The organism is Streptomyces sp. NBC_00310, assembly GCF_036208085.1.
Lineage (GTDB): Bacteria > Actinomycetota > Actinomycetes > Streptomycetales > Streptomycetaceae > Streptomyces.
This window is the reverse complement of the sequence record NZ_CP130714.1, coordinates 4,339,116-4,361,162: the sequence shown is the minus strand read 5'-3', so window position 1 is coordinate 4,361,162 and position 22,047 is coordinate 4,339,116. Positions and strand designations below refer to the sequence as shown.

20 protein-coding genes are annotated in these 22,047 nt (G+C 69.9%); 12 read left to right on the top strand and 8 right to left on the bottom strand.

The window, feature by feature from the left end:
• The first annotated feature begins 218 nt into the window (after positions 1-218).
• The 3 genes from OG202_RS19090 (at position 219) to OG202_RS19080 (ending at position 3,788) form a co-directional block, all read left to right on the top strand.
• The gene (locus OG202_RS19090; RefSeq protein WP_326582485.1) at positions 219-1,544 is read left to right on the top strand and encodes a DUF445 domain-containing protein; all 1,326 of its coding nucleotides are present in this window, start codon (positions 219-221) and stop codon (positions 1,542-1,544) included.
• 141 nt (positions 1,545-1,685) lie between these two features.
• The gene (locus OG202_RS19085; protein ID WP_328223191.1) at positions 1,686-3,140 is read left to right on the top strand and encodes an MFS transporter; all 1,455 of its coding nucleotides are present in this window, start codon (positions 1,686-1,688) and stop codon (positions 3,138-3,140) included.
• Between the two features lie 189 nt (positions 3,141-3,329).
• Entirely contained in the window at positions 3,330-3,788 is a 459-nt protein-coding gene (locus OG202_RS19080) for a hypothetical protein (protein ID WP_326582487.1), read from the top strand.
• A 41-nt stretch (positions 3,789-3,829) separates the two neighbouring features.
• Here the strand turns inward: OG202_RS19080 and OG202_RS19075 are convergent, their stop codons facing one another.
• Both OG202_RS19075 and OG202_RS19070 read right to left on the bottom strand, forming a co-directional pair.
• Positions 3,830-4,330, bottom strand: coding sequence for a levansucrase (locus tag OG202_RS19075; protein ID WP_328223190.1), 501 nt, complete (start codon positions 4,328-4,330; stop codon positions 3,830-3,832).
• Between the two features lie 37 nt (positions 4,331-4,367).
• A complete protein-coding gene (locus tag OG202_RS19070; RefSeq protein ID WP_328223189.1) occupies positions 4,368-4,871 on the bottom strand; it encodes a protease in 504 nt (167 codons plus the stop codon).
• Positions 4,872-5,032: 161 nt separating this feature from the next.
• On the opposite strand from OG202_RS19070, the gene OG202_RS19065 reads away from it, so the two are divergent.
• Complete coding sequence (locus OG202_RS19065) at positions 5,033-6,004, top strand: GlxA family transcriptional regulator (protein WP_328223188.1); 972 nt, start codon at positions 5,033-5,035, stop codon at positions 6,002-6,004.
• Positions 6,005-6,201: 197 nt separating this feature from the next.
• Here OG202_RS19065 and OG202_RS19060 read toward each other — a convergent pair whose 3' ends face one another.
• Together OG202_RS19060 and OG202_RS19055 are read right to left on the bottom strand one after the other, a co-directional pair.
• The gene (locus OG202_RS19060; protein ID WP_327729504.1) at positions 6,202-6,504 is read right to left on the bottom strand and encodes a hypothetical protein; all 303 of its coding nucleotides are present in this window, start codon (positions 6,502-6,504) and stop codon (positions 6,202-6,204) included.
• A gap of 38 nt (positions 6,505-6,542) precedes the next feature.
• Complete coding sequence (locus OG202_RS19055) at positions 6,543-8,033, bottom strand: MFS transporter (protein WP_328223187.1); 1,491 nt, start codon at positions 8,031-8,033, stop codon at positions 6,543-6,545.
• Positions 8,034-8,103: 70 nt separating this feature from the next.
• Here OG202_RS19055 and OG202_RS19050 point away from each other — a divergent pair, with 70 nt between their 5' ends.
• The 6 genes from OG202_RS19050 (at position 8,104) to OG202_RS19025 (ending at position 14,103) form a co-directional block, all read left to right on the top strand.
• On the top strand, positions 8,104-9,093 hold the full coding sequence (locus OG202_RS19050) for a GlxA family transcriptional regulator (protein ID WP_328223186.1): 990 nt from the start codon (positions 8,104-8,106) through the stop codon (positions 9,091-9,093).
• A gap of 151 nt (positions 9,094-9,244) precedes the next feature.
• Entirely contained in the window at positions 9,245-10,132 is an 888-nt protein-coding gene (locus tag OG202_RS19045; protein ID WP_328223185.1) for an alpha/beta fold hydrolase, read from the top strand.
• A 256-nt stretch (positions 10,133-10,388) separates the two neighbouring features.
• Positions 10,389-11,948, top strand: a complete 1,560-nt coding sequence (locus OG202_RS19040) for a hypothetical protein (RefSeq protein ID WP_328223184.1) — start codon at positions 10,389-10,391, stop codon at positions 11,946-11,948.
• 243 nt (positions 11,949-12,191) lie between these two features.
• Positions 12,192-13,424 (top strand): winged helix DNA-binding domain-containing protein, encoded by a 1,233-nt coding sequence (locus OG202_RS19035; RefSeq protein WP_328223183.1) that lies wholly within the window; start codon positions 12,192-12,194, stop codon positions 13,422-13,424.
• Positions 13,425-13,453: 29 nt separating this feature from the next.
• Complete coding sequence (locus OG202_RS19030) at positions 13,454-13,792, top strand: hypothetical protein (protein ID WP_326582497.1); 339 nt, start codon at positions 13,454-13,456, stop codon at positions 13,790-13,792.
• An 11-nt stretch (positions 13,793-13,803) separates the two neighbouring features.
• Positions 13,804-14,103 (top strand): NIPSNAP family protein, encoded by a 300-nt coding sequence (locus OG202_RS19025; RefSeq protein ID WP_119580365.1) that lies wholly within the window; start codon positions 13,804-13,806, stop codon positions 14,101-14,103.
• Here OG202_RS19025 and OG202_RS19020 read toward each other — a convergent pair whose 3' ends face one another.
• The 3 genes from OG202_RS19020 to OG202_RS19010 all read right to left on the bottom strand — a co-directional run bounded on the left by OG202_RS19020 (position 14,104) and on the right by OG202_RS19010 (position 18,938).
• Complete coding sequence (locus OG202_RS19020; protein ID WP_328223182.1) at positions 14,104-17,643, bottom strand: nSTAND1 domain-containing NTPase; 3,540 nt, start codon at positions 17,641-17,643, stop codon at positions 14,104-14,106.
• Positions 17,644-17,885: 242 nt separating this feature from the next.
• On the bottom strand, positions 17,886-18,092 hold the full coding sequence (locus OG202_RS19015) for a DUF397 domain-containing protein (protein WP_326582500.1): 207 nt from the start codon (positions 18,090-18,092) through the stop codon (positions 17,886-17,888).
• The gene (locus OG202_RS19010; protein WP_326582501.1) at positions 18,093-18,938 is read right to left on the bottom strand and encodes a helix-turn-helix domain-containing protein; all 846 of its coding nucleotides are present in this window, start codon (positions 18,936-18,938) and stop codon (positions 18,093-18,095) included.
• Between the two features lie 217 nt (positions 18,939-19,155).
• Between OG202_RS19010 and OG202_RS19005 the strand changes: the two genes are divergently transcribed.
• Complete coding sequence (locus OG202_RS19005) at positions 19,156-19,788, top strand: ATP-binding protein (protein WP_326582502.1); 633 nt, start codon at positions 19,156-19,158, stop codon at positions 19,786-19,788.
• A 287-nt stretch (positions 19,789-20,075) separates the two neighbouring features.
• On the opposite strand, the gene OG202_RS19000 is transcribed toward OG202_RS19005, so the two are convergent.
• A complete protein-coding gene (locus tag OG202_RS19000) occupies positions 20,076-20,999 on the bottom strand; it encodes a hypothetical protein (RefSeq protein ID WP_326582503.1) in 924 nt (307 codons plus the stop codon).
• A 358-nt stretch (positions 21,000-21,357) separates the two neighbouring features.
• Here OG202_RS19000 and OG202_RS18995 point away from each other — a divergent pair, with 358 nt between their 5' ends.
• The gene (locus OG202_RS18995; RefSeq protein ID WP_326582504.1) at positions 21,358-22,047 is read left to right on the top strand and encodes a hypothetical protein; all 690 of its coding nucleotides are present in this window, start codon (positions 21,358-21,360) and stop codon (positions 22,045-22,047) included.

The window sequence follows — 22,047 nt, the reverse complement described above, 5'->3', positions numbered from 1 at the left end:
GGGGAACTCCTGTTCCGTTCCAGGAGTAGGTCTCAGTAGATCTATGGAGTACGTCACCAACAGTTCGAGGAGCTGACGATCCGACGGGTTCGAGGAGCCGAAGAGCTGACGAACCGACGAGTTCGAAGAGCCGAAGAGCCGAAGAGCGGACGAGTTCGAAGAGCCGAAGAGCGGAAGAACGGGACAATGGGTGCGGGGGACAGGAACGGGTGGAGTGAATGGACCGTACGAAAGCGGAGGACGCGGCAGTGAGCGCCGAGCCGCGGGTGTCGCACCGCACCATGACCGCCTTCAGCGCCGCCGACGAGGAGAAGCAGCGGGGCGTGCGGCAGATGAAGCTCATCGCGGCCGGGCTGCTGCTCTTCGTCGCGGTGGTGTACGTGCTGGCCAAGTGGGCCTCGCACGAGGGCGCGGGCGCCTGGGCCGGCTATGTCGCGGCGGCCGCCGAGGCGGGCATGGTGGGCGCGTTGGCGGACTGGTTCGCCGTGACCGCGCTGTTCCGGCATCCGCTCGGGCTGCCCATCCCGCACACCGCGATCATCCCCACCAAGAAGGATCAACTGGGCGTCTCGCTCGGTGAGTTCGTCGGCGAGAACTTCCTCTCGCAGGACGTCGTACGGCAGCGGCTGCGGGCCGTCGGCATCGGCAGCCGGCTCGGCGCGTGGCTCGCCGAGCCGCAGCACGCCGACCGGGTGACGGCCGAGCTGGCGACCGCGCTCCGGGGCGCGCTGACGGTCCTTCGCGACTCGGACGTGCAGGCCGTGGTCGGGGAGGCGATCACCCGGCGGGCGGGCGCCCAGGAGATCGCGCCCGGCATCGGCAAGATGCTGGAGAAGGTCGTCAACGACGGCGGCCACCGGCGGATCGTCGACCTGATCTGCACCCGCGCCCACGACTGGCTGGTCCTGCACGACGCGCAGGTGATGGACGCCGTCGAGGGCGGCGCCCCCGGCTGGACCCCCCGGTTCGTGGACCGGAAGGTCGGCGAGCGGGTCTACAAGGAACTGCTCCGCTTCGCCACCGAGATGCGCGACTCGCCCACCCACCCGGCGCGCGGTGCCCTCGACCGCTTCCTCACCGACTTCGCCACCGACCTCCAGTCCGACACGGACACCCGGGCGCGGGTGGAGCGGCTGAAGAACGAGGTGCTCGGCCGGGGCGAGGTCCAGGACCTCATCGCCTCCGCCTGGACGGCCGTACGGTCGATGATCGTGTCCGCCGCAGAGGACGAGCGCAGCGAACTGCGGCTGCGGGTCCGCGCGTCCCTGCTGTCGCTGGGGAACCGGATGGCCACCGAACCGAGCGCGCAGGCCAAGGTGGACAAGTGGCTCGAGGGCGCGGCCGTGCACGTGGTGACGACCTACCGCGCGGAGATCACCTCCCTCATCACCGAGACCGTCGCGAGCTGGGACGCCGAGCACACCACGAAGAAGATCGAGGCCAACATCGGCCGCGACCTGCAGTTCATCCGGATCAACGGCACGGTGGTGGGTTCCCTGGCGGGCCTGCTGATCTACACGGTCTCGCGGGCGTTGGGGGCGTAGGACGTCCGCCGCCACTCCGGCAGTTGGGGCGTACGACGGGCGGGTGGCCGGGTGGCCGGGTGAGCGGTGGGCGGTGGGCGTGATCCCTGCGCGTGCGGGCACTCGGGCCGGGTTCGCTCGGAGTGGAGGGAGCCCCAGCCCATGACCGTCACAGCCCCGAAGTCACCGGGTGTCATCACCACCGCCGTACCGGCGCGACTGGACCGTCTTCCCTGGTCGCGCTGGCACTGGACGATCGTGATCGGACTCGGCACCGTGTGGATCCTCGACGGTCTGGAAGTGACCGTCGTGGGCAACATCGCTGGCCGGCTGTCCGAGGAGGGCAGCGGACTGCCCATCACATCCGGGCAGGTCACGGGCATAGCGGCCGCCCTGTACGTGGCGGGCGCCTGCGCGGGCGCCCTCTTCTTCGGCCGGATGACCGACCGGTTCGGCCGCAAGAAGCTGTTCATGGTGACGCTGGTGGTCTATCTGGCGGCGACCGCGCTGACGGCCGTCTCCTTCTCCACCTGGTGGTTCTTCCTCTTCCGCTTCCTCACCGGCTTCGGTATCGGCGGCGAGTACGCGGCCATCAACTCCGCGATCGACGAGCTGATCCCGTCCAAGTACCGGGGCCGGGTCGACATCGTCATTAACGGCAGCTTCTGGCTCGGCGCGATCGGCGGTTCGCTGCTGGCGATCCTCGCCCTGAACACCGACCTCTTCCCGGCGAACGTCGGCTGGCGGCTGACCTTCGCCCTCGGTGTGGTGCTGGGCCTGGTCATCCTGCTGGTCCGCCGGAACGTCCCCGAGAGCCCCCGATGGCTCCTCATCCACGGCAGGGAACAGGAGGCCGAACGGCTGGTGGCGGACGTGGAGGCGCAGGTCGAGGAGGAGACGGGCCGCCCGCTGCCGCCCGCCGCCCAGGAGATGACGATCCATCAGCGCGAGAGCGTCGGCTTCGGCACGATCGCCCGCACGGTCTTCTCCCGGTACCGCCGCCGCGCCGTCCTCGGCTTCTCCCTCTTCATCGGGCAGGCGTTCCTCTACAACGCGATCACCTTCGGCTTCGGCGCGATCCTCACCACGTTCTACGACGTCCCGACCTCCGACACCGGCTACTACTTCGCCGTCATCGCCGCCGGCAACCTGCTCGGCCCGCTCCTGCTCGGCAAGCTGTTCGACACGGTCGGCCGCCGGATCATGATCTCGTCGACGTATCTGCTGTCCGGCGCGCTGCTCTTCGGCACGGCATGGCTGTTCGACCGGGGGGCGCTCGACGAGGTGACCCTGACGGCCTGCTGGTGCGTGGTGCTGTTCTTCGCCTCGGCCGGAGCGTCCAGCGCCTATCTCACGGTCTCCGAGGTCTTCCCCATGGAGACCCGGGCCATGGCCATCGCCTTCTTCTACGCCATCGGTACCGCCGCCGGCGGGATCAGCGGCCCGCTGATCTTCGCCGAGCTGACGGAGTCCGGCGTCGTCGCCGACACCGTCCTCGCCTTCCAGATCGGCGCGGGCCTGATGTGCGCGGCGGGCCTGGTGGCGGCCTTCCTCGCGGTACGCGCGGAGCGGCGCTCCCTGGAGGACATCGCCGAACCGCTGTCGGCGAAGGCGTGACGCTCCGCTGCGGGCGCCGGGATGGGCGGTTGGTCGTCTGCGGCGCCGTCGTGGCTGGTCGCGCAGTTCCCCGCGCCCCTTCGGGGCGCTGCCCCCGGGGTGCGTTCCGCCCCCTGGGTGCGGGTGAGTAGGTCGGACTGAGTATCCGTACTCTGTCGGGCCGGCGCCCACCCAGGAACCCTCGTACGCATGACCGAGAAGCTGCTCCGCCCCCTGCGCACGCGCCCCTGGCCGGAACGCTGGCTGACCCGCCTGCTCGGCGCCGCGCTCGCCGCGGCCGCGTACCGCCTCTGCCTCCCGTGGGACCTGCGCAACCGCCCCGAACTGGAGGGCGCCCTCACGGAGACGACCCCCGTGACCGTCACGGGGGTCGTCGTGTTCGCCCTCGTCCTGCTGCTCCTCGCGGCCTACTTCGGCCACCGGGACGCCCTGGCCTGGCCGCTGCTCCTGGCCGCCGTCCCGCCGTCCGCCCTGATGTACGTGTCCTTCCACGCCCACACCGAGCCCCCGGACGCCGCCGTCTGGCCGCTGTCCTGGGCCTTCTTCACGCTGGTGCTGGGCGCGTGGGTGCTGATCGCGGGCTCGGTGGCGCGGCGGTTCCGGGCGGAGCCGGTGGACGAGAAGTGGCTGATCCACAGCCGGTCCTGAGCCGGTCCCAAGCCGGTCCCAGGTTCGGCGGTGGCCGCCGCTCAGCCGTAGAAGTACCGCCGGGCCTTCTCCTCGAAGTACGAGGAGTAGGCGAGGCCGACGACCGGGGTGCCGCGGTACGTGCCGACGTACTGCTGGGTGCTGTCGACGACGACGGGCCGGGCCATGCAGGCCCACTTGTTGCGCTGCTGGGCCTCGGCCCACCGTACGGCCGCCGGGTCCACCCGGTCGCTGACCAGGACGGGGAACGCGCCGATGCCGTTCTGGATCCCGGCCGGCAGACCGCCCTTCGTCTTCTTCGCGTACGTCAGCACCTGGTCGGTGAAGGTCTCGATGGTCGGGATGGTTATCTCCTGGACCGCCGCCGCCACCGTGAACAGGTGCAGCTTCGTCCCCATCCAGCTCCATTTGAAGTCGGCCCGGCGCCCGATGAGCACGGGCACTCCGGCCCACTCCTCCCACCAGGTGCGGCATTCGTCGGCGGCGAGACGGGCGGCCACGGAGGCGAGGTAGGCCTGCGAGGGCGACTGCTGTGCGTACATGGCCGGATCATGCACCCACGCGAGCGTCGCTGGGAAGTCAGGCGCCCGTGGTCGATCCGGGCCGCACGATCATCAGGACCGTGACCGTCGCCCAAAGCAGGTTGAACACGCCGGTGAACATGGCGAGTCGGGCGGTGGCGGCCCCGGCGCCGACGGCCGTCCCGGTCCCGCCGGCGCTCCCGGCCCCGGCCCCGTCCCCTCGGGCGACGTCCTCCAGGATCTCCTCCTGCCGCGGCAGCACGAGCGCCAGCAGGACCATGGCCGCGAGAGCGGTCAACAGCATCGACACGATCAGCCAGGCGTCCTTCAGCACCCCCATGCTCATCGCCGTGGCGAACCCGAGTACGGGCACGGCGACGCCCACACCGCCGTACACCCGGCAGATCCGGTGCAGCAGCCGCAGGGCCGACACCGCCCGCTCGTCCTCGGGTTCGGCCAGCGCTTGGCGGGCGCTCGGCGGGAACATGCTGGCCGCGACGGTGATGGGTCCGACGGCGATGATCGCGGCGAGGACGTGGAGGGAGAGGAGGAACTTGGTCACGAGGGGACGTTATGGGGTGGGCAGGGCGCGGAGTAGTGGCGGGATTGCCATGACTCAACGGATTCTCGCCAGCGGTCGATCGGGCTGGGGACGCAGGGGGAGGGACAGGGGGGTAGGGGTGAGCGCTTGGCGGAAACCCGGTGCATGCCTACGCTCTCGCCATGCACACCGTGGCCGTACTGGCGCTCGACGACGTGATCCCCTTCGACCTGTCGGCCCCCATCGACACCTTCGGCTGGGCGCGGCTGCCGGACGGGCGGGAGGCGTACCGGGTGCGGGTCTGCTCGGCGGCGGGGGGCGGAGAGGTGAAGGCGGGGCCGTTCAGCGTGCGGGCGCCGTACGGGCTGGAGGCGCTGGCCGAGGCCGACACGATCATCCTGCCGGGGACGGCCGACCCGACCGTACCGTTGCCGCCGGGCGTGACGCGGGCGCTGCACGCGGCGGCGGCGAGCGGGACGCGGATCGCCTCGATCTGTGTGGGCGCGTTCATCTTCGCGGCGACGGGCCTGCTGGACGGCCTGCGCGCCACCACGCACTGGATCGCGGCCCCCGACCTGGCGGCCCGCCACCCGGCGGTCACCGTCGACCCGAACGTCCTCTACGTCGACAACGGCCAGTTCCTGACCTCGGCGGGCGCCGCCGCGGCCATGGACATGTGCCTGCACATGATCCGCAAAGACCACGGCTCGGCGGTCGCCGCGTTCACCGCCCGGATGTGCGTCATGCCTCTCGAACGGGAGGGCGGCCAGGCCCAGTTCATCGTCCAGGACCGGCCACCGGCCCCCGCCGGCGCCACCATGGAACCCCTGCTGCGCTGGCTGGAGGAGAACGTGGAGCGGGATCTGACCCTGGACGACATCGCCCTCCACGCCGGCACCAGCACCCGCACGTTGAACCGCCGCTTCCGCGAACAGACGGGCACGACGCCCTTGCAGTGGCTGCATCGGGCGAGGGTCCGCCGCGCCCAGTACCTCCTGGAGTCCACCGACCACACGGTCGACCGCATCGCGACCCAGGCGGGCTTCGGCTCCCCGACGGCGTTCCGGGACCGCTTCAAGCGGGTGGTGGGGACGAGCCCGTACGCGTATCGCCGGGCTTTCAGGGGGGAGCGAGTGCCGCAGAGCCACCTTTAGGGGCGCGGGGCTGCGACCTCGTGCGGCTCCGCCGCGTGTGCGCCGCGTCTCCGCCGCGTGGGCGCGAGCAACCCCGCACGACCCGCATCTGCCCGCATGCCCCGACTCCGCCCAATTCCCTCCGATTCCCTCCGATTCCCTCCGATTCCCTCCGGCTCCCTCCGGCTCCCTCCGGCTCCCTCCGACCGGCGGGCCCCCTACCCCTTCCGGTCAGCCACCACCCAAGAGGCCAGCGCGACCACCCCGGCCACCCCGAACACCGCAGGCCAGGCGCCCACCTTCTTCGCCAGCGGATGCGACCCGGCGAACGCGGCCACATAGCCGGCGGTCAGCGCCCCCGCCGCCTTGGCCCCGGCCGCCTTCTGCCACTGCTGAGCCGCCGCGGCCCCGGCGACGGCCAGCACCGCCCCACCGAGCGGCCGCTTCTTCGTCCACCGAGCCACCCCGTACCCGCCGATGAGCCCGCTCGCGGCCACCGCCGCCGTGGGAACCTTCGCCATGCCTGTCTGCCTCCTGCGTCGACGTCTCCCGGCCGAGGTTACTGCGCGGTCACCCGCAGTCCGCCCCGAGGCCCCCGGACGGCCACGGCCAGCAGGGACGCGACCACGCAGACCGCGCTGAGGGTGGTCCAGACGACGTCGTACGCGCCGAAGAGGTCGCGGGCCGTGGCGCCGAGGAACGCGGAGGCGCCCGCGCCGAGTTGGTGCGCGGAGTTGACCCAGCCGAAGACGATGGGCCCGTCCTCGCCGTAGACGCGGTCGCTGAGGGCGATCACGGGCGGGACGGTGGCGACGTCGACGAGGCCGTAGACCACGACGAAGGCGACCATGGTGGGGGTGACCGCGGACGAGAACACCATCGGCAGCGCCAGCAGGGTGAGCGCACGGACCGCGAAGTACGCGGACAGCAGACGGCTCGGGTCGAAGCGGTCGGTGAGCCAGCCGGAGAAGACCGCGCCCAGCGCGGAGAACACGCCGATCAGCGAGAGCAGCGACGCGGCGGCGGTGGCGCGCATGCCGTGGTCGTGGGCGGCCGGCGCCCAGTTGCTCCACATGATCCCGTTGGTGGAGGCGCCGCAGATGACGAACATCCCGGCCAGGACCCAGAACGGCCCGGTGCGCGCGGCGTCGAACAGCGCCTTCAGGGCGCGCCGCGCCGCCCCGGACGCCGGCGGCGGCTTCGGCACGAACTCCGTCGCCCCGTACGGCTTCGTGCCCACGTCCGCCGGGTGGTCGCGCATCAGCAGGAGGACGAGGGCGGCCACCGCGAGGGCGACGAACGCCAGCGTCACCACCGGCGGGCGCCAGCCGTGCCGGTCGACGCCCCAGGCGAGCAGCGGCAGGAAGAGCAACTGGCCCAGATGGCTGGAGGAGCTGAGCACACCGGTGACCAGTCCGCGCCGCCGCTCGAACCAGCTGCTCGTGATGCTCGCCGCGAACGTCATGGTGAGGCATCCGCTGCCGAGACCGATCAACACGCCCCAGTACGCGGTCAGTTGCCAGGGCCGGGCCATCACGCTGGTGAGCAGCGCACCCGCCGTGACGAGCAGCAGGGCGCCGACGACCACGCGCCGGATGCCGACACGGTCCATCAACGCGGCGGCGAAGGGGGCCGTGAGGCCGAACAGCACCATGTTCACCGAGGCGGCGAGGGCGATCTGGCCCCGGTCCCAGGCGTAGCTCTCGTGCAGCGGGGTCACCAGCAGCCCGGGGACGGTGGTGAAGGCCCCGGCGGTGACGATGGCCGCGCCGGCGGCGACGGCCACCGCCCAGGCGCGGTGGAAACGGGGGCCGACGGGAGGATCGGGGCGAGGGCCGGGGGCGTCGGAGCGGGTGCCGGGGCCGGGGCCGGGGCCGGGGCCGGGGGCTGGGCCGGGGGCTGGGCTTGGTCCTGGGCCGGGGGCGTCGGCGCGGTCCTCGTGCTCGGTGTGCGTCGTCGGGCTTGTCGGGGTCGTCGGGGTCCGTGGGCTCGTACGGCTCGTTCGGGTGGTCCGGGTCGTCCGGCTCGTTCGGGTCGTCAACTCAGCCATGTCTCCAGCCTGGTGACCGCGTCCCGTCCCCACGAGTGGCCAGACGGACCGCATGCGCAAGAATATGGCCATGCCTGTCTTCGCCCACCCTGGACGCCACCGCGTCGCCGTACTCGCCCGCCAGTTGCTCCTGCCCATCGAACTGGGAATCGTGCACCAGTTGTTCGGCCAGGCCAGAGAGGGGGCGACGGCGGAGGGGGAGCCGCTGTACGAGGTCGTCACCTGCGGGCTGCGGGCCGGTGTCACCCGCACGGACGGCGACTTCACCGTCAACGTCCCTTATGGCCCGGAAGTCTTGGCCGAGGCGGACACCGTCATCGTCCTGTCGTCCCACGAGGACTACGTCCAGGACACCCCCGACCTCACCGCCCCGCTCGCGGACGCCCTCGCCCGGATCCGCCCTGGCACCCGCATGGCCTCCATCTGCACCGGCGCCTTCGTCCTCGCCTCCGCCGGGCTGCTCGACGGGCACACCGCCACCACCCACTGGCGGTACACGGACCTGTTCGCCCGGCTGTTCCCCCGGGTCGAGCTGGATCCCGACGTGCTCTACACCGACGGCGGAGACGTCCTGACCTCGGCCGGCTGCGCCTCCGGCATCGACCTGTGCCTGCACATGATCCGCCGCGACCACGGCACGGCCGTCGCGGGCGACGTGGCCCGCCGCACGGTCGTGCCCCCGCACCGCGAGGGCGGCCAGGTCCAGTACGTACACCGCCCCGTGCCCGCCCTCGCGGCGCCCGCCACCTCCGCCGCCCGGGAATGGGCGCTGCGGCACCTGCACGAGCCCGTCACCCTGGGGCAGTTGGCGGCCCGGGAGGCGATGAGCGTGCGCAACTTCAACCGGCGGTTCCGCGACGAGGTCGGGACGACCCCGATGAACTGGCTCGCCCAGCAACGCGTGGAGCAGGCACGGGAGTTGCTGGAGGAGTCGGATCTGCCGGTCGACCAGATCGCCGCGCGCACGGGCCTCGGTACGGCGGCCAACCTGCGCCGGCACTTCCAGGAGGCGCTGGGCACGTCCCCGAGCGCGTACCGCACGACGTTCCGCGGTGCGTGACATGCGTGGCATGCGTGGCATACGCGCCATGCCTGACGCCGAGTGGGGCGGCCCTCGCCCGGGCTGGTCCGTGGCCCTTGCCCGGGTCGCGCCGCCGCCCCCGCGCCCCGCTGCCTTCCCCGCACCCCGCGCCCGTTGAGACCATCGGCCGATGGTCTCCACCACCGCCCACCTCACCACCCCGGACGGCGTCCGCCTCGCCCACCGCGACCACACCCCGCCCCACGCGCACGACCACACCCGGCCCCACGCGCACGACCGCAACCTGCCCCGCGTGCACGACCGCACTCTCCTCCTCCTGCACGGCCTCGCCGGCCACATGGGGGAGTGGGACGACCTCCTGCCGCCGCTCCTGGCGGACGGCCACCGCGTGGTGACGTACGACGGTCGGGGTCACGGCGCGAGCACCCGTCGCCCGGCGGACATGAGCCGGGCGGCCTGCGTACGGGACGCGGTGACGGTGATCCGCGAACTGGGCCTGGCTCTCCCGGGACAGGCCCCCCTGACCCTCGTGGGCCAGTCCCTCGGCGGCCACACGGCCTTCCTCGCCGCGGCCGCCCACCCGGAACTCCTCGACTCCCTGATCCTGATCGAGGCGGGCCCGGGCGCCCCGGATCCCGCCCTCCCCGCCCACATCGCCGCCTGGATGGACAGCTGGCCCACCCCCTTCGACTCCCCTTCCCGGGCCTCCGACTTCTTCGGTCACGCGAGTTGGTCCCGCAACCTCGAACACCGCCCCGACGGCTGGCACCCCCGGGCGGACCGCGCCACGATGCTGGCCGCCGTCGGGGAGTTGGCCGAGACGTCGTACCACCCCGAGTGGGCCGCCACCACCTGCCCCGCCCTGGTCGTACGCGGAGCCGGGGGCACCATGGCGGCAGCCGACGCCGCCGGGATGCCGGCGTCCCGGGCCCCGGGCACCAGGACCGACCTCGCCGTCATCGAGGACGCGGGCCACGACGTACACACGGACCAGCCCCACCGCCTGCACGCGGCGATGACCGGCTTCTTCAACTCCCTTGCGACGAACGGCAATTGAGTCGCATGGGAATGTGATCCACGTCACCGCCGAGGTGTGGGGGAAGTGGTCCACGACCCCCTCGTAAGCCTGGCATGCTCATGCATGGCTACTGGGGGGTAACCGCCGTGTGCGCACCGTCCTCAGGACGGTTGTGTCCACGGCCGCCCTCCACCGCCAGGTGCCGTCTCGCGACTCGCACCCGATCTCCGCCAGTTCACCCTCTCCTCCGCCTCCTGAAGCGCACCCCCCTGTCACCGCTCCCGAGGACTCACGCGTGTACAAGCTCAGAAGACATGCCCTGGTTTCGGCACTCTCGGCGATCACCGTCGCGACCCTGCTCGCCACCGGCTGCTCCACCGACTCCCCCTCCACCGCCGACAAGGCGGCCGCCACGACGGCCGAGACCTCCGGGCCCGGGGCGGCCGAGGAGCAACTCGCCGTCGTGTCCGCCCCGACGGGCGACGCCACCCCCACCGCCGTGGCCGACGCGAACGCGGCCGACCAGGGCAAGGCCGAGAAGTCCCCGCTCAAGGTCGCCTCGTACGACAGGAAGAGCGGCCGGGCGGTCATCTCGACACCGCCGTCCGATGCGAAGCCCGAGCCGACGGCGACCCCGTCGAAGACGGCCTCCGCTTCCCCGGACCCGGACGAGGACGCGGGCTCAGGCGCGGACTCGGACACGTCCCAGGGCACCGACGCCGGCACCGGCACCGACGCCGGCACCGAGGGCGAGGCCGGTACCGAGGGCGAGGCCGCCAAGCCGAAGGCCGCCGTGGCCGTAGGCGACGTCATAGCCAGCGCCCCCGCGCCCGGCGCCCCCGACGGCGTCCTGGCCGAGGTGACGGACATCGTCGAGACCGCGGCGGACGGCGCCACGACGGTCGAGACGGAGCCCGCCAAGCTCAACTCCGTCCTGGGCGAGAGCGAGGCGGACGGCACGGTCCCCGTCGACCCGTCCACCCTGGAGGTCGACCCGCTCGTCCAGGGCGTGAAGGTCTCCTGGGCGAAGACCGGCGACCTCACCTTCGGCCCCGAGGGCGCGAAGCTCCCGCTGGGCAGCCTGCGCATCGACGTGGGCGCCGCCGTGGAGACCGCACCCGGCGCCCCCGCCTCGGCGGCCGCGTCGGTCGAGGGCTTCGTCCAACTCGCCCCCGAGGTCGCCTTCTCGTACGACGGTTCCGGGTCCGGCACGGGCTCCTCGCCCGGCGGCGCGTTCCTGGGCCTCACCGGCGACTGGGCCTCCCAGTGGTCGCTGAAGGGCCGCGCGGCCGGCTCGACCGACGGCAAGCCGATCCGTATCCCCTTCGCCGAACTGCACGCCGACCCCGTGATCCAGGTCGGCCCGGTCCCGATCGTCGTCAACCTGGACCTCGTCTGCTACTTCCAGGTCGACGCCGACGGCCGCGTCACGGTCGACGTCGAGCAGGACCTCAAGGGCGACTTCCGCGTCGGCGGCAACTTCACCTGGGCCAAGGGCTGGCAGGGCGTCAGCGAGTCCCACATGACCGGCGAGCCCCTGAAGACGACGGTCACCGCCGTCGGCGACGTCAAGGCCGCGATGGGCGCCGAGGCGACGGTCGGCCTCTACGGCACGGTCGGCGTCACCGCCGACGTCGCCCCGTACCTCCGCGCCGAGGCCGACGCGACGGCCGAGGGCTCGGCCGACGGCACCGGCTCCGCCTCCGGCTCCTGGGCCCTGTACGGAGGCATCGACCTCACCGGCACCCTCAACCTCCAACTCTCCATCTTCGGCACCCCGATCTTCCAGACGAAGATCCCCCTCGGCGCACTGCACGAGGAGTGGCTGCTGACGAAGGGCGAGGCGAAGACGTAGTAGATCGCGGCAGACCGCGCTCTGTTGGACCGCAGGCCCTGCCCCACCTCCGAGTGGGGCAGGGCCTGCGCCTTTCGTCCGACTGATGACGCGGCCGTCCCCACCGCGGCGCCCCCACCCACTGGACCCACTGAGCCGCTGCACCCATTGCACCCATTGCACCCACTGAGCCGCTGAAGCCGCTGGAACCACCCGACCCGAACCCTTGCTCCCAGGGCGCCCTCGGCGGGAGAGAATCGCGCCATGGGGACCAAGAAGCTCACCGCCCGCGCACTCAACCGCGCCACACTCGCCCGCCAACTCCTCCTCACCCGCGAGCCGTTGGAAGTGATCGAGGCGGTACGCCGCGTCGTGGCCCTCCAGGCCCAGCAGCCGGCCTCCCCGTACATCGCCCTGTGGAACCGCCTCGCCCCCTTCGACCCCACAGCCCTGGACGCGGCGCTCACCGACCACCGCCTGGTCAGATCAACCCTGATGCGGATCACCCTCCACACCGTCCACGCCGACGACTACGCCCCCTTCCGCGAGGCCATGGAGCCCACCCTCCGCGGCTCCCGCCTGGGCGACCCCCGCTTCAAGGCCTCCGGCCTGACCGCCGCCGACGCGGACGCCCTCCTCCCACCGCTCCTGAAGCACGCCGAGGGCCACCCCCGCACGGCCGCCGAACTGAAGACCTGGCTGGAGGCCCAGGTAGGCAGGCCCTTGGACACCAGCGCCCACCGCCTCCTGCGCCAGTACGCCCCCCTCTGGCACCAACCGACCGGAGCCCCCTGGTCCTTCACCACCCGCCAGTCGTACGTCACCGCCACCACACCCCCGTCCTTCACCGACCCGGAAGCCGCCGCCGAGGGCCTGAAAACCCTGATCCGCCGCTACTTGGCCGGCTTCGGCCCGGCGACGGTCGCGGACATGGCCCAGTTCGCCCTGGTCCACCGCCCACGGGTGAGGACGGCGCTGCGGTCACTCATGGACGAGGGCGAACTCGACGTACTCCAGCCATCGGAAGGCAAGGAGGCGCTCTACGACCTCCCCGACGCCCCTCGCCCCCCAGCGGACACCCCCGCCCCACCCCGCCTGATGGCCATGTGGGACAGCACACTCCTCGCCTACGCCGACCGCAGCCGCGTCCTCCCCGCCGAGTACCGCAAGTACGTGACCCGCATGAACGGCGACGTACTGCCGACGCTGCTGGTGGACGGGTACGTGGCGGGCATATGGCGCCTGGTGCCCCCGGCGGAGAGCAAACCGGATGGGGGGCGGAACGAGCCCGGCGGCCCGGACGACGGACCCGGGGCGATCGAGGCGACGGCCTTCCACCCCCTCCCCGAGGAGACCTGGACCGCCCTGGCCTCAGAGGCGGCAGGCCTGACGACCTTCCTCACCACCCGCGACCCGGCCCCCTACCGCCGCTACGACCACTGGTGGGCCAAGCCCCTCCCGGCCACGGCGGAGACCCGCGTGCTGCCCGGCGCCTGACCGCGCGGCGGACGCCTCGTAGGAACACGGTGGAGGCCACCGGACGAAGCCCCTTCCCCTTCCCCCTCCCCCTCATCGGCTTCCTCTCCACGACCCTCGACACCCTCCGCCGTTACCTGTCCCTGCCCGGAACCCCCGGCCCCCTGGCCGCCGACGTACGCCTCTCGGGCCCCCTGACAGCCATCGAGGCCTCCCTCCCGACCCTGCTCATGGAGAAGGAACGCTGGCGGAAGAACAAAACGGACCCGCACTGCTGGCGGCTGGTGGATCTGACGGCTGGTAGGAGGGGTGCCTGGCGCGAAGTGATCTCGTCGTCTGTTGTCGACCACGCACGACACATACTCTGCGGTGCTAGAGCTATGCCATAGGAGGACCCCGCATGCCAAAGACCACCCAACTGCGCACCTACACCGTCCGGGCGGGCATGCTCGATGAGTGGGTGGAGCGCTGGCGTGCGGAAATCGTGCCGCTGCGCCTGGAGTTGGGCTTCACCGTCGATGGCGCATGGGTCGACCGTGAGCGCAACCAGTTCGTGTGGCTCATCTCCTACGACGGTCCGGAGACGTTCGCCGAACGCAACGCTGTGTACTGGGCTTCGCCCGAGCGGAAGGCGATGAACCTGGAGCCGGACGAGTACTTGCTGCACACCGACGACAGGACGGTCGAGCCGCAGCTGTGATCAGGGGTCCGGCGGCAGCATGTGATGGCGCCGTTCGTCGTCGCTGAGGACACGGAAGACCCGGTTACGGGCTTCCGCTTCCAGACGGACGAAGTCGGGCTCTGCGAGCCATACGCGAGCGGTGCCGTCCGAGGACGCGGTCAGCAGGCGTGTGCCGTCCCGGGACCAGGCGACGGAGGTCACCTTGTCCTGGTGCACCCCGATGATGGCGATCTCCTCAAGGGTGTCGGACGCCCAGACGCGTACGGTGCGGTCGTCGGACCCGGTGGCGATGAGCCGACCGTCCGGTGACCACGCGACGGCGCGAACGCGACCCTCGTGGCCCTTGAGCACCTCGATGCGGCGGCCCGTCGCGGTGTCCCAGACGGCCACGGTCCAGTCGCCGGAGGCGGTGGCGACGCGCTCTTCGTCCGGGGACCAGGTGACGTCGTCGACGTAGTTGTCGTGGCCGCGCAGCACTGTGAGCTGTCGGCATTCGGCGACGTCCCAGAGCCGGCACGTACGGTCGTCCGAGGCGCTGGCCAGGAAACGGCCGCTGGAGGACCAGGCGATACGGCTGATCCAGTCCTGGTGACCTGTCAGGGAGCTGAGTACCACGTGCTCCTGGGCCGACCACACCTTTACCGTGCCGTCGTGGTCCCCGGTCGCGATGCGGCTGCCGTCGGGGCACCAGGCGACGCACTCGACGACTGCGCCCCGACGGTCGGACGTACTGTCCAGGCCGGGGCGGAGAATGCGGAAGAGACCGTCGTTGGTGCTGATGGCGAGGCGGTCGTCCAGTGGTGACCAAGCGGTGCTCCACACCCGGTCCGCCTGCTCGATCACGTGGCCGGAGACGGCGCCGGTGGCGGCGTCCCATACCCGAACCGTTCCATCGTCGGACGCGGTGGCAATGCGGGTGTCGTCGTGCGACCACGCCGCCTGGTTCACGGGTTTGCGGTGCCCTTCGATCAGCAGGCTCTCGGCACCGCGCGGCCGCAGATCCCATACGCGTCCGGTGCCGTCGGTGGAGCTGGTGGCCAGTTGATCGCCCGCCGGGGTCCACGTCACGCCCCAGACCGTGTCGGTGTGTCCTCGCAGGACAGCGACCACCTTGGCGTCGTATGCGTCGACGATCCGTACGGTCCGGTCGGAGGAGGCCGAGGCGAGCAACCGCCCGTCGGGCGACCACGCGACGTTCCAGACGTAGTCGGCGTGGCCTCGTACGAGGAGCCGCAGTTCGCCATTCTCGGCGTCGGAGATCCGCACCGTGTGGTCACCGGATCCGGTGGCGACGAGGCGTCCGTCCGGGGACCAGCTGACGCCCTCCACGAAGTCGGAGTGGCCGCTCAGTGTGGTCACCGCCGTGCCGGTGGCCAGGTCCCATACGAGGGCTGTCTGGTCGTGCGAGGCGGAGACCAGGCGAGTGCTGTCCGGGGCCCAAGCCAGGCCCCACACGTCGTCGCGGTGTCCGCGCAGCTCGTGGCCAAGGTCTCCTGTCTCGGCGTCCCACACGCGCACCGTCCGGTCCCGCGACGTGGCGGCGACCCAGCGTCCGTCGGGGGACCATGCGGTTTGTCGCCCGATGTCGGTCGCGCCGGTGAGCAGCAGCAAAGGCTCTCCGGATTCGGCATCCCAGATCCGTACGACGTGATCGCGGCCAGCGGTGGCGATCCGGGTCGAGTCCGGCGACCAGGCCACGCCCTCGACCATGCTGCCTCCGGAGGGGAGGACGCGCAGCGGGCGACCCGACCGTGCGTCGAAGACGCGAGCGGTGCCGTCCCTCGACGCGGTGGCCAGGAGGAGACCGTTCGGCGACCATGCGATGTGCCGGACGGTGTCGGTGTGTCCGTCGAGTTGGTTGCGCAGGTGGCTGGATGCCAGAGCTGTCATCAGGCCGCGTCGGGCAGCCGGGGTCGGGGTGCATTCACCCAGCGCGGCCAATGCCAGCAGAAGGCAGTGTTCCGGTTGTTGTTCCGCGGCGCCCAACGCGTACTGGCCGATGCTGTCGGAAACCTGGCGCAGGAAGGCGAGATCCCGCCGCTGTGAGGACTCGACAAGTGATTGCGCGGTCTGCGATGCCTGACCGGTCTCTTGCAGCGCGCGCAGCCATTGTCGTGCCAGGGTGAGCCGCTCGCCGGTGAGCAGGTAGTCGGGGCTGCGTCCGGAGCGATCCCAGTCCTCGGCCCATCGTTCGAGTTCCGCACGTTGACGAAGCTGCTCGGCGTGGACCTCGACCTCCTGCCGCAAGGGTGCCCACTGACGGAACAGTGCCTCGTGAGTCACCTGGGCATACGGTTCCTGCCCCGGGCCCACGTCGGACATCAACAGGCGAGCGTCGACGAAGGCGTCCACCACACGTCGTTCCCGCGCGGTCAGCTCGGCGAGCGGTACGCGGCGCCGGGCCACTTCCTGTCCCTGGACAGTGACGAATCTGAGCAGCACCTTCAAGACGGAGCTGATGTCATCGTCTCCGCCGCCAAGCTCCGCCACGGTGTGGTCGGCCTGTCGCGCGAGGGCGCCGGCGACTCCGCCGAGACTGCGGTAGAGCTCCTCCGACACCGTTTCACCGGGGCCCGAGGCGAAGTACATCTCCTGGAGGAGGTAAGCGAGCAACGGCAGCGCGTCGTCCGCGCCCACGTCGTTGACGATGGCCTCCACGACACCGGGCGCGAAGGTCAGACCTACGAGCCCGCCCGGTCGCTCCACAACCTGAGCGAGTTGGTTCCTGCCCAGCGCACCGATGGCGACCGGATGCTGAAAAAGCTCGGCGTGCCTCGTGCCGAGGAACTGACCCAGGAACTCCACACGCACCGTTGCCAGCACCCGGATCCTCGCGTCCTGTGTCACACAGGCATGGAGGGCATCAAGAAACTGGGCCCGCTCCCGCTCACCGGCGAGGGTCAGGGCTTCCTCGAACTGGTCGACCATGATGAGCGTGTGGCGGAACCTGCTTCCCCGCAGCCGTGACAGCTCCGAGAGCAGGGAGGCAGGCTCCTGCCGAAGCCGCCGCAACACGGCGCCTGTCGATTCCTGCTCCCCGCCGGCAGTGGAAATGGCGGCGGCCAGGGCCGCGAGGGGGTTGGGGCCCGGTGAGAAGGCGGGAATGACCAACCATCGCCGACTGCGCAGCCGCGGGATCACCCCTGCTCTGACCAGCGACGACTTACCGCTCCCCGAGGCCCCGACGAGGACGAGGAACCTGTCGGCCGGCCTATTCTGCGGTACGTGCAGCCGGTGCGTCAGATCGTCGCTCTGCGCCTCCCTGCCGAAGAAGACCGCGGCCTCGTCCTCCACGAAGGCATCCAGCCCCGGGTACGGGACCCGGTCGCGGGGCCAGTCCGTCGGCGGAGGCGACGGATTCTCCAGGCGGTGGACGACGATCTGCATCACCACCATTGCGACGATCAGCAAGCCAATGGCCGGGATCGCCACCTGCTGAAGCAGATGCAGAAGCCACGGCGCGTCGTTCTCGCTGGTGGCGTAGTTCGTGACGATCCCCAGCAAGCTCGCGATGAGCACCAGCATGACCTGGAGCAACAGCTGTAAGCGGCTCCTCATGATGCATCAGCCGCCTGTACGCCGCCCTCGCACTGCCGCAGCACTCCGCGCCCCCGCTCTGCCGCTACCGATCACCGGGCATCGGGTCACCGACGCTTGTGAACATCATCTGTGGGGTGGGGAACGATCTCAACAGCGCCTCGGGAAACCAGCCACGGGGCTAGATCGGAACGTGTGTGCTGTCTCCATGACCTCATGAAGGGAGTCGCCGACTGACTTGCTCGTCGCCCCTTGGTCACGTGTCATCCCCCTGACTTCATAGAAGCAGTCACGAATCTGTCCCACGCCTCAGCTGTCACGGTGACATGAGGCCCCTCAGGCCGCTTCGAATCCCGTATCAGTACACCAACCGGTACGAAGGCGGCCTCAAGGCACTCGGTTGCGTTGCCGCCGCTGTACGACGACTTGAACCAGGCGCGTTCGGGGACGAGTTGACGGGCCACGGGCATTCAGAGCTCCTTGCTGATGCGATGGATCATGGAAGAGGAAGCCTCCATGTCCAACGCTTGTGCGCGGAGATACTCGAACGCAAGTCGGTAGCGCTCCAGTTCATCTTCCTTTTCCAGGAAGAGTGATCCTGTGTGGAAGTCCACGTACACGACGTCGAGGTCAGGCTCCTTGCCTCTGAAGGTCACGAAGCTCCCAAGGGCTGCTGCATGGGCTCCCTTGGAGAACGGAAGGATCTGAAGAGTGATGTGAGGTGACTCGTTCGCTTCGAGCAGCCGTCTGAGCTGCTCTTTCATCGTCTCTGGTGAGCCGACGACCCGCCTGATTACTGATTCGTCGAGGATGGCCCACAGTCGAGGAGGCTTCGGGCGGCTGAGGATTTCCTGCCGTTTCATGCGGATTTCCACGAGCTGTTCGACCTCTTCCGTCTCCAGCGGCACTTCGTTGGCCTTCTGAAGCGCCGTGCTGTAGGCCCGAGTTTGCAAGAGGCCGGGGACGTATACGCAGGAGAAGTGATTCTCGTGAACTGCCTCGTCCTCAAGGGTGAGGAGGAGGTTCAAGCTCTCCGGGATCGAGTCGGCGAAGGAGCTCCACCAGCCCTGCTGCTTGGCGTCTTTGGCGAGGCCGACAACTGCCTCTCGTTCGGCCTCAGCTGCCCCGTACTCGCGGCACAGCGCGTCGACCACGATCCACTTGACTGGCCCTGCCTGGGTTTCGTACCGGCTCACCGTCGCCTTGGAGACGCCTACGAGTCGTCCGGCTTCCTCAAGGGTCAGCCCCTTCCGTGCCCGCAACTTGCGCATCATCGCGCCCAGTTGGCGGCGTCGTGTCGTGGTGCGTACGGACATGCAGCTCCTTCGGGCAGGCCCCGGGAGCCGGCCCGGAGACCTGCTCAGGCTAGGCAGCGTGAAAGCTCGTTCACCACCAGATTCACTCGATAGGTTTTCGTGAGAAGTTACACAGTGAGAGTTCTCTGTGTCATGCTCGCTCGCAGGAAGTCACGCAGAGAATCCGTGCGAACACGGAGGGCTTAGGGGTGCGTGGCTTGGTAGAGAGGAAGTCACCATGCTCGGCTGCGAAGGCACCGAACCCCGACCTCGCTTTGTCCTGCCCTTCGAGGCGGTGCCGGCGGAAGTCCGCCTGCTGCGGAGAGCTGCCGTCGCGCAACTCGGCCAGTGGGGCATGTCCGTCGCCGCTGACGAAGTGGCACTGCTTGTCACGGAGCTGGCCACGAATGTCATCAAGCATGTCGGTGAAGGCGTGGCGGCGACGTTGATCCTTGAGTGGCGAAGCGAGCGGCTGCGCGTGGAGGTCCACGACAAGAGCCGAGCTGTTCCGTCGCTCACGGCTGAGGGCTGCCACGAGGAGTGCGGTCGCGGTCTGCACTTGCTCGGAAGTCTCGCGGCGGACTGGGGGACCGCGCTGATGGCGGCCGGCAAGGCCGTCTGGTGCGAGATCCTGCTCGACCAGCGTGGCGCATGTCGGCGTATCGAGCGTGCTGTTGAGGTGCTGGAGGGCTATCAGGGCGTCAGCGGCGGAGCCGTCCTGCGGGGCGCGAAGAAGGCTGCGGGCCTGGAGGAGTCGGCGGTTGAGTTGATCGCCGACCTGCTTCACTGGACTGCTGCTCGCGGAAGTGATCCGGACGACATTCTCGATCGGGCGCAGATGCACTATGAGGCTGAAGTGGAGGCGGCGTAGTCCGCGCGGGGCTGACCGGCCGATGTGATACCCGTCGACACGGGCGCCAGGCTCCGCTCCCCATGCGTTTGATCTCGCTGCTGATCTTTAGGCGGAAGCCTGGAAGCCGGCGCCCTGGCTCACTCACCATGGTGAAGGGCCGCAGATGGGGCTTCCTCGAGGTTGTCCGCCGATGCGAGATGCTCGTAAATCGCTCCTGCGCGCACAGCCGCTCCCGACGGGTACGGCATGGCCGATCGGTCGGGCGATGCCGACCTTGCTGCCGTATCGCTCGCTTACCTCTGGTCTCACGGTGCCCCTGTCCGAGTCGACAGAGCCGCTTGCAACAGTGCTGCGGCATCGTCCGGTGCTCCGTGCTGGTGGAGTTGGGCTGCTGCCCGCATCACATCAGGGTCGGGATTGTCTCGTCCGTAGATGTGGATCAATGTGCCTGCCAGTTCGTCCAGTTGGCCTTCTCGCAACACGTACACGAGGGCTGCCGCCTCTGCTGGACTGAGTACTTCTGCGGAGTGCCGCAGCAGGGCCAGAGCTCCGTCTTGCCGGCCGCCGCTCTGCAAGGCTTCGGCCTGGCGGGCGACACTAAGTGCGGCTCTCTTCTCGGGATTGCTCTGCTGCCGGTCCCCCCTCCGAGGGGGGACCGGCAGCAGAGCTGCGTCACGCCGCGCAGTCAGACGCGACCGCTGGCCGGCCCGAATAGCGCGCCTTGCGGTGGCTTTGAGTGCGCGTCCTTCCCGTGCCCTCAGTGCCTGCACCTCGCGCCTCAAGGCCGCAGCCCCCTGCTGTAGGGCTGCGGCCTTCTTCTTGATGGCGCCGAGTTCGGCTTGGGCGTGGTTGAGTTCAACGACGGTCTCGCTGGCCTGCTGCTGCAACGACGCCGCCTCACCGCGCAACTTCACACAGCACCGGCATTGCTCGGCAGCAGCTGCGGAGTGCAGCTCCTCTAGGCCGGTGAGTGTTATACCCGCCTCCTCTGTGCCGCCCGCGTCAGCGCTGGCGATAGCGTGAAGAAGTCCGACGACGGCTATATCCGGCAGGTACTCGGCGCTGAGGTATCTGGACAGCGACGTATCACTGACGTGCAGCCGGTCGGCTGCCTGCTTCTGCGTGGGGGCGCTGCCGTTGGGTTCCAAGGCCAGGAGACGGCAGAGTCTCTGCAGTTCAGTGGCAAGCGCGCGTTTCCCTGGCGGAATTTCACTGCCCAGCTTCTTCACTGTCCAGCAGTAAGGGGCATTGCTTCCTTTTGCTCGTGACATATGGCTCGCTTCGCTTTCCGGGGTATATGCAGCGAATTGGTGTAAATCGGCCTACTGTTGACGGGTCTTGTCAGCGTCATGGTCATGTCGGGTGCAGGTTGGGCCAATTGTGCACGACGGAGGGCGAGTTGTGTTCTTGCTATCTGTTGCGCAAGTGTTCCAGTGGGGACTGGTTTTCGGTTCTCAGTGGGATGCTGTGGTTAGCCGCTCGTGAAGCGGGGGGTGGCCAAGACGCCTGTGCCGCTGCGTAAGTTACGCATGCGTGCATACTGCACCTTTGCCAAAATGCGTGCGATTTCGACATCAGGAGTGACGAATGGCGCTGCCGTCCTGGCGGGACGCGAAGATGGGAAGCATGGCTCGAGCCGCACTGTGGCTGGTGCAGGAAGTGGGGGAGGACGGGATCTTCACGAAGGCCGATCTGCGCGAGGCGTTCCCTGACGTCGCTCAGATCGACCGGCGCATGCGCGACTTGCGTGACCATGACTGGAAGATCTCGACGAGCCGTGAGGACCCCACGCTCCGCCAGCAGGAGCAGCGGTTCGTGGCCCAGGGGGCGGAGGTGTGGATCCCTGGAAAGTCGAAGGCGCCGAAGCACAAGGCGAGCCTTACGGCCGCCCAGCGCGCGAAGGTGCTGGACGAGGACGGCTACCTCTGCCGCACCTGCGGTATTGCGGCTGGTGAGGCGTACGAGGAGGGAATCGAGCAGGCAGTGCTCAACGTGGCACGCCGCCAGGTGATCCAGCCCAACGGAGACACGGGCTACCAGTTGATCACCGAGTGCAAGAGGTGTGGTGCGGGCAGCTCGGGCCGGCAGGCCGACCTCGGGCGCGTTTTGGAACAGGCTGCGGCCCTGTCGCCCATGGAGCAACGGGTGCTCGCTGCCTGGATCGCCGCGGACCGGCGTTCCTTGAGCCCGCTGGACAAGCTCTGGGGGCAGTACCGGACTCTTCCGGAGCCCTCCCGCAAGGCCGTGGCTGACGTGCTCGACGGCGCGAACGACTAG

Excerpts from the sequence above, each read along its gene's own strand:
- OG202_RS19090 (WP_326582485.1), top strand. The coding sequence starts at position 219 with ATGGACCGTACGAAAGCGGAGGACGCGGCAGTGAGCGCCGAGCCGCGG.
- OG202_RS19085 (WP_328223191.1), top strand. The coding sequence starts at position 1,686 with ATGACCGTCACAGCCCCGAAGTCACCGGGTGTCATCACCACCGCCGTA.
- OG202_RS19080 (WP_326582487.1), top strand. The coding sequence starts at position 3,330 with ATGACCGAGAAGCTGCTCCGCCCCCTGCGCACGCGCCCCTGGCCGGAA.
- OG202_RS19075 (WP_328223190.1), bottom strand. The coding sequence starts at position 4,330 with ATGTACGCACAGCAGTCGCCCTCGCAGGCCTACCTCGCCTCCGTGGCC.
- OG202_RS19065 (WP_328223188.1), top strand. The coding sequence starts at position 5,033 with ATGCACACCGTGGCCGTACTGGCGCTCGACGACGTGATCCCCTTCGAC.
- OG202_RS19060 (WP_327729504.1), bottom strand. The coding sequence starts at position 6,504 with ATGGCGAAGGTTCCCACGGCGGCGGTGGCCGCGAGCGGGCTCATCGGC.
- OG202_RS19055 (WP_328223187.1), bottom strand. The coding sequence starts at position 8,033 with ATGGCTGAGTTGACGACCCGAACGAGCCGGACGACCCGGACCACCCGA.
- OG202_RS19050 (WP_328223186.1), top strand. The coding sequence starts at position 8,104 with ATGCCTGTCTTCGCCCACCCTGGACGCCACCGCGTCGCCGTACTCGCC.
- OG202_RS19045 (WP_328223185.1), top strand. The coding sequence starts at position 9,245 with ATGGTCTCCACCACCGCCCACCTCACCACCCCGGACGGCGTCCGCCTC.
- OG202_RS19035 (WP_328223183.1), top strand. The coding sequence starts at position 12,192 with ATGGGGACCAAGAAGCTCACCGCCCGCGCACTCAACCGCGCCACACTC.
- OG202_RS19025 (WP_119580365.1), top strand. The coding sequence starts at position 13,804 with ATGCCAAAGACCACCCAACTGCGCACCTACACCGTCCGGGCGGGCATG.
- OG202_RS19020 (WP_328223182.1), bottom strand. The coding sequence starts at position 17,643 with ATGAGGAGCCGCTTACAGCTGTTGCTCCAGGTCATGCTGGTGCTCATC.
- OG202_RS19015 (WP_326582500.1), bottom strand. The coding sequence starts at position 18,092 with ATGCCCGTGGCCCGTCAACTCGTCCCCGAACGCGCCTGGTTCAAGTCG.
- OG202_RS19010 (WP_326582501.1), bottom strand. The coding sequence starts at position 18,938 with ATGTCCGTACGCACCACGACACGACGCCGCCAACTGGGCGCGATGATG.
- OG202_RS19005 (WP_326582502.1), top strand. The coding sequence starts at position 19,156 with ATGCTCGGCTGCGAAGGCACCGAACCCCGACCTCGCTTTGTCCTGCCC.
- OG202_RS18995 (WP_326582504.1), top strand. The coding sequence starts at position 21,358 with ATGGCGCTGCCGTCCTGGCGGGACGCGAAGATGGGAAGCATGGCTCGA.